Annotated in this window: 10 protein-coding genes; all 10 read right to left on the bottom strand. The window is 46.8% G+C overall.

Annotated features, from left to right (window positions below; all coding sequences use genetic code 11):
- Positions 1–109: 109 nt before the first annotated feature.
- A complete protein-coding gene (locus AB4484_RS00600) occupies positions 110–691 on the bottom strand; it encodes a flavodoxin family protein (protein ID WP_372075961.1) in 582 nt (193 codons plus the stop codon).
- Positions 692–933: 242 nt separating this feature from the next.
- The gene (locus AB4484_RS00595; RefSeq protein ID WP_050649519.1) at positions 934–1,551 is read right to left on the bottom strand and encodes a TRIC cation channel family protein; all 618 of its coding nucleotides are present in this window, start codon (positions 1,549–1,551) and stop codon (positions 934–936) included.
- A gap of 74 nt (positions 1,552–1,625) precedes the next feature.
- Positions 1,626–2,495, bottom strand: coding sequence for a vitamin B12 ABC transporter substrate-binding protein BtuF (gene btuF, locus AB4484_RS00590; protein WP_372075959.1), 870 nt, complete (start codon positions 2,493–2,495; stop codon positions 1,626–1,628).
- Position 2,496: 1 nt separating this feature from the next.
- Entirely contained in the window at positions 2,497–3,450 is a 954-nt protein-coding gene (locus AB4484_RS00585; protein WP_372075957.1) for a cobalamin biosynthesis family protein, read from the bottom strand.
- A gap of 10 nt (positions 3,451–3,460) precedes the next feature.
- Positions 3,461–4,156, bottom strand: a complete 696-nt coding sequence (gene mtnN / locus AB4484_RS00580; RefSeq protein WP_372075955.1) for a 5'-methylthioadenosine/S-adenosylhomocysteine nucleosidase — start codon at positions 4,154–4,156, stop codon at positions 3,461–3,463.
- Between the two features lie 126 nt (positions 4,157–4,282).
- Positions 4,283–4,711, bottom strand: a complete 429-nt coding sequence (locus tag AB4484_RS00575) for a DUF1499 domain-containing protein (protein ID WP_017070085.1) — start codon at positions 4,709–4,711, stop codon at positions 4,283–4,285.
- Positions 4,712–4,890: 179 nt separating this feature from the next.
- On the bottom strand, positions 4,891–6,303 hold the full coding sequence (locus AB4484_RS00570; RefSeq protein ID WP_050053102.1) for an FAD-dependent oxidoreductase: 1,413 nt from the start codon (positions 6,301–6,303) through the stop codon (positions 4,891–4,893).
- Between the two features lie 16 nt (positions 6,304–6,319).
- Entirely contained in the window at positions 6,320–10,783 is a 4,464-nt protein-coding gene (gltB, locus tag AB4484_RS00565; protein WP_372075953.1) for a glutamate synthase large subunit, read from the bottom strand.
- A gap of 428 nt (positions 10,784–11,211) precedes the next feature.
- On the bottom strand, positions 11,212–12,681 hold the full coding sequence (locus AB4484_RS00560; RefSeq protein WP_048618248.1) for a glutamate synthase subunit beta: 1,470 nt from the start codon (positions 12,679–12,681) through the stop codon (positions 11,212–11,214).
- The gene (gltB, locus tag AB4484_RS00555) at positions 12,681–17,228 is read right to left on the bottom strand and encodes a glutamate synthase large subunit (protein WP_372075951.1); all 4,548 of its coding nucleotides are present in this window, start codon (positions 17,226–17,228) and stop codon (positions 12,681–12,683) included. The genes AB4484_RS00560 and gltB (AB4484_RS00555) overlap by 1 nt, the downstream gene beginning before the upstream one ends.
- Positions 17,229–17,261 lie beyond the last annotated feature (33 nt).

Here is a 17,261-nt window from a genome sequence, read left to right as displayed (position 1 = left end):
GTTGGGAATGATTGTTTCAACTTACCTTAAACAACGTTCATTCTCTAGTCTTGGGCTCATAGATATCAAACAAGCTAGGAGTTTTGAAGCTAGCCCGTCAGTTAATTAGTTAGGTTCTTTTTACTAGACTTGCGATGCGCTGACCAAAATAGAAAGCAGTCTGAAGATCGTTACTGTTGATGTGACTACTGGTGTTATCTGCCGTCTCATCTTCACTGGCGACCAAACCTATGCTTGATCCTGTGCGATTCAAACCTAAGTCATCAATGTGCTTCGAGATATCAAGCCCTGCCCAAATCATGCCATGCTGACAAGCCAGAGTGAAAAAGCTCAACAAGGTTTGTTGCTGCTCGCCGTTAAGGCTGCCACCTGTGGTAAAACCCGCTGCGAGTTTATTTCGCCATGCTTTCTTACAGTAGCTATCACTGCTTGCATCCATAAAACTCTTAAACTGAGCGGCTGGTGAACCCATGTAAGTCGGAGAGCCAAAGATAATGGCGTCACAGTTATCTAATGACTTGAGCTTATCATCGTTGTCATACCTTCCTTCGACCACTTCAGAAGATAGCACTTCGACAAGGAGTACTGAGTTAGGTTGTTGAGTGTTAATGCCTTCAGCGATTGTTTCAGCGACTTGTTTAGTTGCTCCATTCTTAGAGAAGAAAACAATGCCAACTTTACCAATACTCATCTTGAACTCCCTTTGACAATGTTAGTAAATATATTAATTTATAAAGTTATTTGTTTATTAATATAGCCTGTGAATTAGATAAGTAAACAAAAAACATTACTAACCTAATGAGCTAATGGACTAACTAAATTGAGTGTTAGGAAAAGAAGGGATCTTTGAAGAGTGGAAATCGAGGGTATCAGTGATTTGAAACCGGATTAAAAAAGGCCCCTTTGCGGAGCCTTTCTCTTTGTAAAGATAGCTTATTTGATGGCGAAGGTCGGCAATGATAAATGCCAACGAATAGCGCCAAGTCTGATCAATAGTGTTGAGAACACGCCGGCCAGAAATGCAGTTTCTGAGTCGTGCCCCATGCTGATCGCCATGGTATGGAAAGCGCCTCCAATGATACAAGCGGTCGCGTAGACTTCACTTCTTAGAATCATTGGCACTTCACGGGCAAGTACGTCACGGATAATACCGCCACCGCAACCGGTGATGACACCCATGATGATGGCCACTAATGCTGAATCTTGATAGATAAGCGCCTTTTCTACACCAATGCCAACAAACACCGCTAAGCCAATCGCATCACATACCGGCAATATCCACCAAGCCAGACGTTTCGGGCGTCTTACAATAATCATGGTCAGCAAACAGGTGATGATGATGACCCAAAGGTAGGTGGTATCGGTTATCCAAAATACGGGAGTCGCGCCCAATGCCATGTCACGAATTGTACCGCCACCAATTGCGGTAACACTGCCTAGAACGGCGACGCCAAAGGGATCCATCTTAAGACGGCCAGCGACAAATACGCCTGAGACGGCAAAGATGGCAGTGCCAAATAAATCGATAATATAAAGCAGCATGGAGTCCATGATACTGGTGCTCTTATAGTTAAAATTGTAGGGACAGGTCGGTGGCGAATTGTACGAAAAAACGCAGCAAATAGTTAGTGATTTTGCCTAGCTCTATCGAAGAAATCGCACACTTGTTGGATCGCTTTCAAAGTTCTCGTTGTCGGGCGATTAATCCAGTCAGAATTGAGGGACCAAATCTGATTTTGAGCGACAGCTGGGATCTCATCTTCCCATGTTTGCCACATGGTTCCATTCTCAATCGCGTGCTGAGAAGTGAAGATCACTTGCGGTTTTCTTAATACAACTTGTTCAATACCAACTTGCGGATATGGGGAGGCGCTGTCTTCAAAAATATTGTGACCACCACAGAACTCAAACACCTCACTTGGCCAGTGTCCTTGAGCAACAGTGATGATCGGCTTTTCACTGAGTTGGTAGAAGTAGTTTACTGGCTCGGCATCTTTGTATTTTAGTCTCAACGCGTTGAGCTGCTCTCTGTATTGCTGAGCGTTATTTTCGCCAATACTTGGATCGCTAGCGTATTGGCTGAGTTGTTCAATATTGGTTGCGATACTGTCTAGGCTTTTGGTTTTGGAGTAGTAAATATTAAAACCAAATTGTGCTAGCTTCGCGAGCTCTCTGGGCGGGTTTCCGGCTGGCCACGCAAGAATCAAATCAGGCTGAAGTGCGATGATCTTCTCAACCTTGATGCCTTGATAGTTTGCCACTTTTTCAAGCTTGTCGGCTTGCGGTGGGTAATCACTTCGTTCACTTACGGCTACAAGGTTGTTACCTAAACCTGCGCTGTACGCGATCTCAGTGGCATGAGGAGCAAGGCTGACCACGCGTTGAGCCGGCTGAACTTTTTCTGGAGTCAGTGGTGCTTCTTCTGCAAATGATAAAGGCAGCCATAAGCTGGAAGACAAAATAGTAAGGCTTGTAACAAGTGTTGAAGATTTCACTCTAAATCCCTTGGTGAATAAATAGTAAGGCTAGGCTTTGTAAAAAAATCCAGATAGCGATGCGACCAAAGAGTAGTTTCTGAACCTGAGATAGATGCAGAGCTGACGGTGCGATTCTTCCGCCTAATTTTGCGCGAATGGCTTTGGTGTTGTCGTAAATCGCAGGGCCACCCAATGATAGTTCCAGCTTGTTGCCAACGGCCGTGATCAACCAGGCAGGGCCGGGCAGTGGCCAAGAGCGACTTTGGACTAACATCATCTTAAATGTGTGCGTTGCTTTATCACCACATACGATCATCAAAGCAAAAAAACGTATCGGTATAAATTCGAGAATAGCGACTATCTTGATCGCCGTTGAGCCGAATGGAGAAAATTGCTTACGACTTGGCGACCAAGCTCGAGCTAACTCAACCAAAAGGCGATACATTAACGCGGCCATTCCACCACCAATGGCGTACCAGAACAACACACAAACTACGTTACGAGCGTAACCCATGATGATGGTTTCTGTGGCGGCTTTGCCTAGGCCAAGTGACGAAAGTGATTCGGTTTGACGATTGACAATCGGAGCCAGTAACTGACGAGCTGCCGCTTTATCTTCTCGGCCAAGTGCTTTGATCAGTTGGTTAGCCAGCTTTTCATTATTGCGCCAATCAATCGCGAGTAATAACAGTGCCAATTCAAACAGTTGAGATTGCCAAACCAATGGTTGCAGTGCCAAGATAATAACCAGAGTTGGCAGTACCATTAACCCCCAGGCTAATGTGCCTGAGATTAAACTTTGGGAATAGTTGTGGTTGTTATTAACCTTGCTTGCTAAAAGCTCAGCAAACTTATGCCATAAGGTCGTGGGGTGTGCGGCATGGGGGATAGGTAAAATTAAATGAAAAAGCAGTGCTCCCCACATCACAAGGAGCACGCCATTTGCAAATACCTGATCAAACAGTGTTTGCATGTCTAGTCGCTTACTTTAGTAGGGCAACCATCTTAATAACCATTTCAGAAGAGCTTTGTGCTGCTAGTGGCAGGAACTCTTCGAAGCTCATTGGTGATTCTTTGTCTGCAACATCAGAGATTGCACGAACAACCACGAATGGTACTTGGAATTGGTGACAAGCTTGAGCGATAGCCGATGCTTCCATCTCTACAGCAACAACAGATGGGAAGTGATTGCGGATGAACTCTTGGCGTTCTGCCGTGCAAACAAATGCGTCGCCAGTACAGATAAGACCGCGAACGGCATGCTTGTCTTCCATTTGTGCTAGTGCTTGCTCAGCAACAGCCATCAGTTTGTCGTCAGCTTTGAACGCTGCCGGTTGACCTGCCATTTGGCCGATTTCGTAACCGAAAGCTGTAACGTCTGCATCGTGGTGTCGAACTTCAGTTGAGATAACCACATCGCCAAGGTTCAGTGTTGAATCAAAACCGCCAGCAGAGCCCGTGTTAAGAACGACATCTGGTTGGTATTCGCTTAGTAGGATTGAAGTACCAACAGCCGCTGCTACTTTACCAATGCCAGATTGAAGCAAAACAACGTCAACACCATTTAGCTGACCAGAGAAAAAGGTACAACCGCCTTTATTAACTTCAGTAATGTCTGAAATTGCTGCTTTTAGGATCGCAACTTCTTGCTCCATTGCGCCAATGATGCCGATTTTCATGTGTAGTCTCTTATAAAAAATATTTAAACAGTAGAGCGAAATTGTAGCATGGATAAGAAGTGTCGAGCGACTGCCCAGAGGCACTTCTCATCCGAATAGCAGCGATTTATCTGCGTATTCTTCTATCTATTTGATTAGGCCTTCGCTTTTCAAGCTAGCACGAAGTTGTTCAGCTCGTTTTCGGTTTACGCCAAAATCAGAATGGCCAGTACGAGACTCTGAACGCACGATCAGTTTGCCATCCGTGATCTTAAGCTCTAAGTCATCGACAAAGCGCATGATGCGAGAGGTACATTCAACACGCAGATAATCTTCTGTTTTACTTGCGGTTTTCGATCCCGGTAAGGTTAGCGCAACCTGCTCAATCGCATCTAAGTTCGCTGAATCTGATAACTCAAACGCGGCCAATGCATGTTGCTCACGGTCATCTTGAGTTGATACGCAGTTTGGTTTGTCTCCACAAGGTGATGAAGTTCTGTCTTTCATGTCCGTGATTCCTTGGCTACAAGCGGTTAACGTTAAAAGTGATAGCGAGAGGAGAGCGGCTTTTTTCATAGTGTTTCCTATGGCGTTGTTTTAATTTTAATTGTAGTTCTCGGTATTCGTTATTTTGCGATTGTTTTACGTATTCTTTGTTATGCCGTTGGTAAAACGTATCGAACTTAAAAAAGGATCCATATACGGATCCTCTTTTTATAGTAACGGCTTGATTAATAGCGGAAACTTTAGATTGGTCACACTTCTAGGTAATCCAAGATCCCTTCTGCGGCTTTACGGCCTTCATCGATAGCGGTCACCACTAAGTCAGAGCCTCGAACCGCATCGCCACCTGCAAATATCTTGCTGTTGGTGGTTTGGTATTGAAACTCTTGTTTACCGGGAGCCTTGATGCGACCCCACTGATCGAGTTCCACACCGAAAGGTTCTAGCCATTCCATCGCATGAGGTTGGAAACCAAATGCCATGATAACGGCATCTGCTTCAAGAACATGCTCACTGCCTTCTACAGGTTCCGGGCGACGACGGCCTGCTTCATCAGGTTCACCCAAAGCGGTTTTCACGAATTTAACGCCAACCACATGACCAGCGCTGTTAAGCTCTAAGCCAATAGGTTGGAGGTTGAACTTGAACTTCACACCTTCTTCACGCGCATTCTTCACCTCACGGCGAGAGCCCGGCATATTGGCTTCATCTCGACGGTAAGCACACACAACATTAGATGCATGTTGGCGAATCGAGGTTCTTACACAGTCCATCGCGGTATCACCACCACCAAGCACGACCACTTTCTTACCCTTCATGTCGATAAACGGCGTTGGGTTATCCAGTTCCATGACCTTGTAAGTATTGGAAACAAGGAATGGCAGGGCATCATAAACGCCCGGTGCGTCTTCGTTGTCTAAGCCAGCACGCATGTTTTTGTAGGTGCCGACACCTAAGAAGACAGCATCGTAGTCATCGACCAGTTGTTGTAGTTGAACGTCTTTACCGACTTCGGTATTCATCTTAAATTCGACACCCATTCCGCTAAAGATACGGCGACGGTTTTCCATGATGCCTTTCTCTAGTTTGAACGATGGGATACCAAACGTGAGCAGGCCACCGATCTCCGGATAGCGGTCAAATACTACGGCCTTCACACCGTTTCGAACTAAGATGTCAGCAGCAGCAAGACCGGCAGGGCCTGCACCGATGATCGCGACCTTTTTGTCGGTCCATTCGACATGTGACATGTCTGGCTTCCAACCCATCTCGAACGCTTTGTCATTGATATATTTTTCAATGTTGCCGATGGTTACTGCGCCGAAATCGTCGTTGAGGGTACAAGAGCCTTCACACAAACGGTCTTGAGGACAAACTCGTCCGCAAACCTCAGGTAAGCTGTTGGTTTGGTGAGACAGTTCAGCCGCTTCGATAATGCGCCCTTCATTGGCAAGCTTGAGCCATTGAGGGATGTAGTTGTGGACTGGGCACTTCCATTCACAGTAGGGGTTACCGCAGTCCAAGCAGCGATCAGCTTGAGCTTTGGCTTGTTGTTTAGTGAAAGGTTCATAGATCTCTACAAACTCAATCTTACGTATCTTGATTGGTTTCTTCGCTGGATCTACGCGATTCACATCAATAAATTGGTATACATTCTGGCTCATTATTGGCTCCTTCCAATTATTGCGCTTGAACACGAAGTTCAGCAGAGCTGCGGCTTTGGTGGCCGAGCAGGGTGTTGAGATCCGCCGTCTTTGGCTTCACTAGGTAGAACTTCGGAATCCATTCATCAAAGTTCGCCAGAATTGCTTCAGCGTGTACTGACCCTGTCTCTTCTAAGTGCTCTGCAATCAAACCACGCAGATGTTCTTGGTGGATGTATAGGTCAGACAGAGAAAGTGCCTCAACCGATTCGTTGTTCACACGGCCTTGGAAGTCTTCGTTCTTATCCATCACATAAGCAAAACCACCTGTCATACCGGCGCCGAAGTTCACTCCGGTTGCGCCAAGGATTGCCACAATACCGCCCGTCATATACTCACAAGCGTTATCACCTGCGCCTTCAATTACAGCGACGGTGCCTGAATTACGCACGCCAAATCGCTCGCCGGCAGTACCTGCAGCAAATAGCTTGCCTCCGGTCGCACCATACAAACAGGTGTTACCGATGATGGTCGCTTCGTTACAAACAAATGCAGTGCCTTGGTGAGGCTTGATAACCACCTTACCGCCCGCCATGCCTTTGCCAACATAGTCATTGGCATCGCCTGTCAGATATAGCTCGACGCCACCCGCGTTCCAAACCGCAAAGGATTGGCCAGCTGTACCATCGAGGTACAACTTAATTGGTGAGCCCGCCATGCCTTGGTTACCGTAGCGTTTCGCTATTTCGCCAGAGATACGAGCGCCAATCGAGCGATCGGTATTGATCACGTTGTAGTAAAGGCTGGTGGATTGTCGTTTCTCAATTGCATCGAGTGCATCATCAAGGATCTGCTGGTTAAGCTGAGCCTTATCAAATGGTGCGTTTGGCTCGGTCCAAAACAGTGGGTGACCTTCTGGAGAAACTGGAGCTTCGAGTATTGAAGATAGATCGAGTTTGCTCTGTTTCGCCGTGAGACCTTGAACGGCTTCAAGCAAGTCAGTACGACCAATCAGGTCTGTAAGTTTTTCTACGCCAAGCTCTGCAAGGTATTGGCGAACTTCATCGGCTAAGCCGGTAAAGTAGTTCACCACCATGTCTGGCAGACCTTTGAAGTATTCGCGGCGTAGTGTTTCATCTTGAGTCGCAACACCCGTTGCACAGTTGTTTAGGTGACAAATTCGTAAGAACTTACAACCCATTGCGACCATAGGCGCGGTACCAAAACCAAAGCTTTCTGCACCGAGAATCGCGCCTTTAATGACATCAAGGCCAGTTTTTAAACCACCATCGACTTGCAGGCGGATCTTATGACGTAGGCCATTGGCTACCAGTGCTTGTTGAGTTTCCGCTAAGCCAAGTTCCCAAGGGCAGCCTGCGTATTTCACAGAGGTCAGAGGGCTTGCCGCGGTACCACCGTCGTAGCCTGAAATGGTGATCAAATCGGCGTAGGCTTTCGCTACACCAGTTGCAATCGTGCCTACACCCGGTTCCGATACTAACTTCACTGAAACCAAGGCTTTAGGGTTCACTTGTTTAAGGTCGAAAATAAGCTGCGCTAGATCCTCGATAGAATAAATATCGTGATGTGGAGGAGGGGAGATCAGTGTTACCCCTTGTACTGAGTATCTCAGCTTAGCGATTTCTGCGGTAACTTTATGACCGGGCAGTTGACCACCTTCTCCTGGCTTCGCACCTTGTGCGACTTTGATTTGTAAAACATCCGCATTGGTCAAGTAATGTGGCGTCACACCAAAACGACCGGAAGCTATTTGCTTAATGCGAGAGTTACGGTCAGTCCCAAAGCGTCGTGGGTCTTCACCACCTTCACCAGAGTTGGAGTAACCACCCAAGCGGTTCATCGCCATTGCTAATGCTTCATGAGCTTCTGGGCTCAAAGCACCGATCGACATCGCCGCAGAGTCGAAGCGTTTAAACAGATCGCTGTTAGGCTCCACTTGCTCGAGTGGTAGAGGCTGATCGGCTTTTTTGAGGCTCATTAAGTCGCGTAACATCGCGGCTGGTCGAGCATTCACTTGCTTAGCAAAAGAGAGATAATCCGATGTTTCACCTGTTTTTACTGCAGTTTGCAGAGTGCCAACTACATCAGGGTTATAGGCGTGATATTCGCCGCCGTGTACGTATTTAAGTAAACCACCGTGTTCGATCGGCTTGCGCTTAGTCCATGCTTTACGAGATAGGTTATAGATATCTTGCTGGAAATCGCTAAAGCTAGCACCTTGGATTCGAGTGGTAACTCCGCGGAAACAGAGCTCAACTATATCCGAATGTAGGCCAACAGCTTCGAACAGCTGTGAACAGCGGTAAGAGGCAATAGTTGAAATGCCCATCTTCGACATGATCTTGTACAGACCTTTGTTGATGCCGTTTTGGTAATTTTGCATTGCGGTACGATAGTCTTTGTCTAAAGAGCCATCATCCAGCATTTTACCTAACGCTTCATAAGCGAGGTATGGGTAAACTGCGGTAGCACCGAAGCCAAGCAGCACGGCAAATTGGTGTGGGTCGCGCGCAGTTGCGGTTTCAACCACTATGTTGGCATCACATCTTAGGTTGTTGTCAGCAAGTCTGGTTTGCACCGCACCGACAGCCATCGCTGCTGGTACTGGCAGTTTACCTTTTTCTAAACCTTTGTCTGAAAGCACAATCAGCACAGCACCATCACGCACTTGTTGAACCGCACGATCACACAAGTCATTGATGGCTTGTTCGAGATCTTGCTGAGTCGGATCGTAGTGTAGGCTTAGAATTGCGTGACCATAGTGTTTTTGATTTAACTGCAGAAGTTGCTGCATGTCAGAGTAGAGAAGAACGGGCGAGCTAAATGTCACACGGTAGGCGTGACCATCTGTTTCGCAGAACACATTCATCTCTTTACCGATACTGGTCGCTAAAGACATCACGTGTTTTTCACGCAATGGATCGATCGGCGGGTTGGTGACCTGTGCAAATTTTTGACGGAAATAATCAGTGATGAGACGCTCTTTAGAAGAGAGCACGGCCATTGGCGTATCATCGCCCATCGAGCCTACCGCTTCTTGTCCCATATCACCAAGCACACGCAGTACTTGGTCTGATTCTTCGTTGCTCATCGCAAACTGTTTTTGGTAGGTCTTGAGCGTGTCATCATCAAAGCTGCGCTTACCGACTTGCTCATCGGGCAGATCGGAAAACGGTGTGAGTTTGTGAACGTTCTTTTCCATCCACTCTTTATAAGGGTGGCGACCTTTAAGGTCATTGTCGATCTCGTTAGATTGCCACAATTTACCGCGGCGCGTATCTATGACGAGCAATTCACCTGGGCCGACACGCCCTTTTTCTGCCACTTCATCTGGCGCGTAATTCCAGATACCGACCTCAGATGCTAGCGTGATTAGGTTGTCTTTGGTAATCACATAACGCGCAGGACGCAGGCCATTTCTATCTAGGTTACACGCAGCGTAACGACCATCAGAAAGAACGATACCTGCAGGGCCATCCCACGGTTCCATGTGCTTAGAGTTGAAGTCGTAGAATGCACGCAGATCGGGATCCATATCTGGGTGATTTTGCCAAGCGGGCGGCACAAGCATGCGCATCGCTCGGAACACATCCATACCACCAGCAAGGAACAGGTCAAGCATGTTATCTAGGCTTGAAGAGTCTGAGCCTGTCTCATTCACAAAGGGGGCTGCGGTTTGTAAGTCTGGCAGCAACGGCGAAGAGAATTTATAGGCACGAGCCTTAGCCCACTGACGGTTGCCTTCAATGGTATTGATCTCACCATTGTGCGCTAAATAGCGGAATGGTTGAGCCAGTGGCCAACGCGGCTGAGTATTGGTTGAAAAGCGCTGGTGGAACAGACATATCGCCGATTCCATACGTAAGTCAGCAAGATCGAGGTAAAATCGCGGAAGATCGGCCGGCATACACAGACCTTTGTAAACCATGACTTGTGTCGAAAGGCTACAAATATAGAAATCTTTGTCTTCGCTGATCTGCTTTTCAATTCTACGACGAGCGATATAAAGGCGTCGTTCAATATCGCGTTCACGCCAACCAGCAGGGGCTGAGATAAAGACTTGCTGAATATTGGGAACGGAATCTTTGGCAATCGGACCTAATACGTCGGTGTTGGTCGGCACGACACGCCAACCTGCAACCGTTAAGGTCTCTTGAGCGAGCTCTTTATTGACGATGTCTTGCGCGGTTTGCGCTTTGATTGGATCTTGGCTGAAGAAAATCATGCCAACAGCGTATTGCTTGCCGAGCTTGAAGTTATTCTCTTCTGCAATAATTCTGAGATAAGAGTCTGGCTTCTGTAGCAATAAGCCACAGCCATCTCCTGTTTTACCATCCGCAGCAATACCGCCACGGTGTGTCATGCGATCGAGGGCTGAAATAGCAGTTCGTACCAACTTATGACTCGGTTGGCCTTCCATTTGCGCTATTAAACCAAATCCACAGTTGTCTTTTTCAAGACTAGGATCATATAGAGCCATTGCAATTCTCCCTTTTGCTTCTCTGTCATCCAGACAGTAAATGACTAACTATTCATATACTTGTTGTTTTTTATAAACTGATAGTTCGCTTTAGCCAGTTAAAACGTTATTGGTTGTGTTAACAAAACCGATTGATTTTATTTTCATCAGCTTTACAACGTATAGCTAATTGTGTTTAAGGTCAAGTTCATGGTTAATTATCATGCATAAACGCGATTAGCCACTTAATAATCTAAAATAGTCGATGGATATCAATGAGATATACAAGGTGGATGTTAATGAGATTTAACATATACAACAGGGTGATTTTGAAAACGACAAATGCCAGATAGAAAAAAGGCTAGCATCGAGTGCTAGCCAAATATAAAAGTTAGGAAGGGTGTTGCTTTTCCTCTAGGCTAACGTCATCGACGCTAGCCTGAGAAATATTATGCGGAAAGCATGAGTGAATCAGCTTTCGCTTCTAAGTTTGAGTTACCCATTAAGAAGTCATCAATGGCAATTGCACATTCACGACCTTCATTAATACAACGTACAACTAGAGATTGACCAGTACGCATATCGCCAGCAGCGAAAACACCTTTCTGGTTCGTTGCAAAACCTTCAGAAGCAACATTACCGCGCTCGTCCAGTTTAATGTCTAGTTGAGCAAGCACACCGGTTGGCTCTGGGTGTAAGAAGCCCATTGCTAGGAATGCCATGTCACAAGGAATAACACGTTCAGAGTTCGCGACTTCATCAAAACCTGGACGCTCACCTGGTTTCGCATCTTGCCAAACGATGTCAGCAATACGTAGACCCGTCACTTGACCTTGCTCGTTGCCGATGAACTCTTTGGTTAAGATGTTCCAGTGACGTTCACAACCTTCTTCGTGAGAAGTGGTGGTTTTCATGATCATTGGGTATTGAGGCCAAGGCATATTTGCAGGGCGCTTCTCTGGTGGGATTGGCATGATCTCAACCTGAGTAATGCTCGCTGCTTTATGACGGTTTGATGTGCCCACACAGTCAGAACCAGTATCACCACCACCGATAACCACAATGTGCTTATCTTTAGCGTGAATCTCTTCTGTCTTAAGGTCTAAGTCGTTAGCACGGCGGTTGTTTTGACCTAGGAATTCCATGGCAAAGTGAACGCCTTCCAGCTCACGACCTGGGATTGGTAAATCACGTGGAACCGTAGAACCACCCGTTAGCAATACTACATCAAACTCTTGGCGTAGCTGTTGAGCATTAACATCAACACCGATGTGCTGGTTAACTTTAAACTCAACGCCAGCTTCAGCCATTAGGTTGATCTTACGATCAATCACGTCCATACCCAGTTTGAAATCTGGGATACCGAAGCGAAGTAGACCACCGACTTTCTCGTCACGTTCAAATACCGTTACCGAGTGACCAGCGCTGTTTAGCTGCTCAGCTGCGGCTAGGCCAGCAGGGCCTGAACCGATAACTGCGACAGTTTTACCTGTGCGAGAGCGTGGTGTTTTAGGCTTTGCGTACCCTTCACGGTACGCAGTTTCTACAATCGTTTTCTCGATATTACAGATAGTGATTGGGTCTTGGTTGATACCAAGAACACAGGCACTTTCACAAGGAGCAGGACAAACACGACCTGTAAACTCAGGAAAGTTATTGGTAGAGCTAAGAATGTTCCAAGCCTCTTCCCAGCTGTCGCGGTAAACCGCATCATTGAATTCTGGGATGATGTTACCAATCGGACAGCCGTTGTGACAGAAAGGTACGCCACAGTCCATACAACGAGAGGCTTGAGTATTGATCTTTTTACCAAACTCTTCGTTAAGTACGAACTCTTTGTTGTCTTCAATTCGAACTGACGGGTCGAGCTTCTTTGGAAGCTCACGACCGTGTTCTAAAAATCCAGTAGGCTTACCCATTATACTGCCTCCACTTCTTCCGTTTGTGCCTGTTGTGCTTCAGCTTTACGCTTTTCAAGAACTGCTTTGTAGTCGCGTGGCATTACTTTAACTAGCGATGCAACACTTGCTTCAAAGTTGTCTAGGAAAGACTGAGCAACTTCACTTCCTGTGAATTCAACATGCTTCGTTAGCATATCTAGTAGAAGATCTTTATCTTCTTGTTCAATTGGATCTAGGTCTACAAGTTCAGAGTTAAGTCTGGTTTCGAAATCACCCGCTTTATCCCAAACATAAGCCACACCGCCACTCATACCAGCAGCAAAGTTACGACCTGTTGAGCCAAGGATAATTGCGACACCGCCAGTCATGTATTCACAACCGTGGTCGCCAACGCCTTCAACAACAACCTTCGCACCAGAGTTACGAACACAGAAACGTTCGCCAGCCATACCGCGAATGAAAGATTCACCTGAAGTCGCGCCGTAGAAACATACGTTACCTACCACGATGTTGTCTTCAGCAACGATAGTCGATTTCGCATCTGGGTACAGTACCAAAGTACCGCCAGACAGACCTTTACCCCAGTAATCGTTCGCGTCGCCTTCTACTTCGAACTTAACGCCTTTCGCTAGGAACGCACCGAAAGATTGGCCAGCACTACCGTGGAACTTAACGTTCATTGGTTGTGGTAAACCTTGGTCTTTGTAAACCTTCGAGATTTCGTTCGACAGCATGGTACCAGCAGAGCGGTCCGTGTTGATGATAGGGAAGCTCGCATTCACGGCTTCGCCTTTCTCAAGCGCTGGAATCGCAGCTTGAATCAACTTGCGGTCTAGAACGTCTTCTAGATTGTGGTTTTGTTGTGTCTGGTTGTAGATACCATCTTCTTCACGCGCCTGCTCGATGTGCAGTACAGGTGTTAGATCTAGGTTCTTGTACTTCCAGTGACCGATGTCATCACGAACTTTAAGTTTGTGCGATTGACCCACCATCTCATCGATAGAGCGGAAGCCAAGTTCAGCCATTACTTCACGCAGACCTTCAGCCATGTATTGGAAGAAAGTGACTACGTCTTCTACGCGGCCGTCGAAACGCTCACGCAGAGTCTTGTTCTGTGTTGCGATACCAACAGGACATGTATTCTTGTGACACTTACGCATCATGATACAGCCTTCAACCACTAGAGCTGCTGTTGCTACGCCCCATTCTTCAGCACCAAGTAACGTTGCGACTGCAAGGTCACGTGGTGTTTTCATCTGACCATCAGACTGAACAACGATACGGTTACGTAGGCCGTTTTTCAGCAGTGTCTGGTGCGTTTCCGCTAGACCCAGCTCCCAAGGCAGACCTGTGTGACGGATAGAAGACATCGGAGATGCACCCGTACCACCATCAAAACCTGCGATAAGTACTACGTCAGCTTTTGCTTTCGCTACACCCGATGCAATCGTACCTACGCCAGCTTCTGATACTAGCTTCACGTTGACACGGCCGTTACGGTTCGCGTTTTTCAGATCGTAGATTAGCTGAGCCAAATCTTCGATTGAGTAGATATCGTGGTGTGGCGGTGGAGAGATAAGACCTACGCCCGGAGTCGAGTGACGCGTTGCGCCGATCCAATCATCAACCTTATCACCAGGTAGTTGACCACCTTCGCCCGGTTTCGCACCTTGAGCCATCTTGATTTGTAGCTCATCAGCGTTAGATAGGTAGTAAGACGTTACACCAAAGCGACCAGAAGCCACCTGTTTGATTGCTGAACGTTCCCAGTCGCCGTTTTCTTTACGTTCGAAACGTGCTGGATCTTCACCACCTTCACCTGAGTTTGATTTCGCGCCAATGCGGTTCATCGCAACAGCCAGTGTTGAGTGAGCCTCATGCGAGATTGAACCAAAGCTCATTGCGCCGGTTGCGAAACGCTTAAGGATGTTCTCGATTGGTTCTACTTCTGCTAGAGGAATAGAGCCTGCAGGGTTCTTGATTAAGTCCAGTTGGCTACGTAGCGTTGCTGCGTTGTCGCCTTGGTCATCAACTGCTTTTGCGTACTTCTTGAACTGACCGTAATCTTTGTTACGCGTCGATTCTTGAAGTAGAGAAATCGTTTCAGGGTTGAATAGGTGCTTCTCGCCACGTTGTTTCCACTGGTAAACACCACCAACATCAAGGATCTGAGCTGGGATTTCACGAGCTGGGTAGCCAACACGGTGACGAACCAGTACTTCTCGCGCGATATCGTCGATCGTTAGACCTTGAATACGAGAAACAGTACCTGTGAAGTATTTTTCAACCACTGATTTGCTAACACCAAGTGCTTCAAAGATTTGTGCACCGTGGTAAGACTGCAGCGTAGAGATACCCATCTTAGAGAAGATCTTAAGTAGACCGCCGTTAACACCTTTACGGTAGTTATCGAATAACTCACGTGGGTGTACGTTTGAATCTAGCTTCTTCGTACGTTGCAGTTCAACAATCGTTTCAATAACTAGGTATGGGTTAACTGCGTTCGCACCGTAACCGATAAGCGTTGCAAAGTGGTGTGTCTCACGAGCGTCGCCCGTTTCAACCACGATGTCACACTTAGCACGTAGACCTTTACGGATTAGGTGGTGGTGAACCGCGCCAACCGCCAGCATTGCTGGAATAGCAGCATGGTTAGAGTTAACCGCACGGTCTGTCAGTAGGATGATAGAGTAGCCATCAATCACTGCGTCTTCTGCGTATTGGCAGATACGCTTAAGTGCGCGCTCTAACTTACCTTGGTCGCCATTTGCTTGGAATACGATATCCAGCGTCTTCGCTTGAAGGTGCTCGTTATCGATTGCACGCAGTTTTTCTAACTCTGAGTTAGACAGTACTGGTGACTCAAGTTCTACTTTTTGACAGTGCTCAGGTGTTTCAGCAAGTAGGTTCTGATCTTTACCTAGATAAGTGTTCAGAGACATAACCATACGCTCACGAATTGGGTCGATCGGCGGGTTGGTTACTTGTGCAAACAACTGTTTGAAGTAGTTTGAAAGGTGCTGCGATTGGTGAGAAAGAATCGCTAGCGGCCAGTCAGCACCCATTGCAGAAAGTGGCTCGTAGCCTGTTTTCGCAAGAGGTAGAATGATTTCGTTTACTTCTTCAGAGCTCACGCCAAACGATTGTTGTTTGTGTAGTAGTTTCTCTGGAGAAGGTTGGCTAAATTCGTTGCTCGCATCTGGTAGCTTTTTCAAGCTCAGAAGGTTCTCTTCAACCCACTTTTCGTAAGGTTGTGCTTTAGCAATGCTGTCTTTCACTTCTTCATCAGAAATGATGCGGCCTTGCTCAAGGTCAGCAACAAAGATACGACCTGGTTGTAGACGACCACGGTACTCAACGTTTTCAGGTGCAATCTCAACCACACCAGATTCAGACGCCATTACTAGGAAGTCGTCTTTAGTTACTGTGTAGCGAGAAGGACGCAGACCGTTACGGTCAAGTGTTGCACCTACTTGAACACCATCGGTGAAACATACTGATGCTGGACCATCCCATGGTTCCATTACGTTCGCGTGGTACTGGTAGAACGCACGACGAGTTGGATCCATGTTTTTGTTTTCTTGCCATGCTTCTGGGATCATCATCATCAACGCGTGTGGCAGAGTACGACCTGAAAGAACAAGTAGCTCAAGTGCCATATCGAAGTTTGATGAATCCGAACTACCTTCCTGACAGATAGGCAGTAGCATGTCGATTTCAGCTTGTGTAAACAGATCCGATTCTAGGATTGCTTCACGTGCTTTCATCCAGTTCAGGTTGCCGCGAACCGTATTGATTTCGCCATTATGCGCGATGTAACGGAAAGGCTGAGCTAGACGCCAACGTGGGAATGTATTGGTAGAGAAGCGAGAGTGTACCAGTGCTAGAGCTGTCACCATGGTTGGGTTTTGTAGGTCTAGGAAGTACTGAGGAACTTGTTCAGTTGTTAGCTGACCTTTGTACACCAATGTCTTGTAAGACATAGAGTTGATGTAGAAGTCATCACCGATATTTGAAACGCTTTCTAGGCATACACGAACCGTGTAGTTACGAAGAACATACAGTTTACGCTCAAGCTCTTCTGGTGTGATACCAGGGCCGCCAGAAATAAATACGTGTTCAAATTGAGGTTCAGTGCTTAGTGGGTCAGCACCAATCATTGAATTGTCAGTTGGAAGTTCACGGTAACCGATAACTTCTAACTCAAGGCGTTGTGCATTGCGTTCTAGAATGTCGCGACACTGTGCACGTTTGTGTTCATCTTTAGGGAAAAGTACAACACCAACACCATATTTTTCAAAAGATGGCAGCTTAATTCCAAGCTTTACGGCTTCTTCTAATAAGAATTCGTGCGGCTTCTGTAGCAGGATACCTGCACCATCACCAGAACACGGATCGCAGCCTTGGCCGCCACGGTGTTCCATACGTGCAAGCATATCGAGTGCTTGAGTTACTACATCATGAGATTTGCGATTCTTTAGATGCGCAACAAAACCGATACCACAAGCGTCATGCTCCAATTCAGGAGTATACAGACCCTGTGAGTTCTGCTCTTGATCTACCATAGATACATCCTTCCAGTTAAATCTAGGCGCAAC

The organism is Vibrio sp. 10N.261.46.A3, from assembly GCF_041472995.1.
GTDB classification, from domain to species: domain Bacteria; phylum Pseudomonadota; class Gammaproteobacteria; order Enterobacterales; family Vibrionaceae; genus Vibrio; species Vibrio coralliirubri.
This window is presented reverse-complemented; position numbering and strand designations above follow the sequence as displayed.

What these genes read in the sequence shown, in the direction of transcription:
- AB4484_RS00600 (WP_372075961.1), bottom strand. Translation starts at nt 691, where the DNA reads ATGAGTATTGGTAAAGTTGGCATTGTTTTCTTCTCTAAGAATGGAGCA.
- AB4484_RS00595 (WP_050649519.1), bottom strand. Translation starts at nt 1,551, where the DNA reads ATGGACTCCATGCTGCTTTATATTATCGATTTATTTGGCACTGCCATC.
- AB4484_RS00585 (WP_372075957.1), bottom strand. Translation starts at nt 3,450, where the DNA reads ATGCAAACACTGTTTGATCAGGTATTTGCAAATGGCGTGCTCCTTGTG.
- mtnN (WP_372075955.1), bottom strand. Translation starts at nt 4,156, where the DNA reads ATGAAAATCGGCATCATTGGCGCAATGGAGCAAGAAGTTGCGATCCTA.
- AB4484_RS00575 (WP_017070085.1), bottom strand. Translation starts at nt 4,711, where the DNA reads ATGAAAAAAGCCGCTCTCCTCTCGCTATCACTTTTAACGTTAACCGCT.
- AB4484_RS00570 (WP_050053102.1), bottom strand. Translation starts at nt 6,303, where the DNA reads ATGAGCCAGAATGTATACCAATTTATTGATGTGAATCGCGTAGATCCA.
- gltB (WP_372075953.1), bottom strand. Translation starts at nt 10,783, where the DNA reads ATGGCTCTATATGATCCTAGTCTTGAAAAAGACAACTGTGGATTTGGT.
- AB4484_RS00560 (WP_048618248.1), bottom strand. Translation starts at nt 12,681, where the DNA reads ATGGGTAAGCCTACTGGATTTTTAGAACACGGTCGTGAGCTTCCAAAG.
- gltB (WP_372075951.1), bottom strand. Translation starts at nt 17,228, where the DNA reads ATGGTAGATCAAGAGCAGAACTCACAGGGTCTGTATACTCCTGAATTG.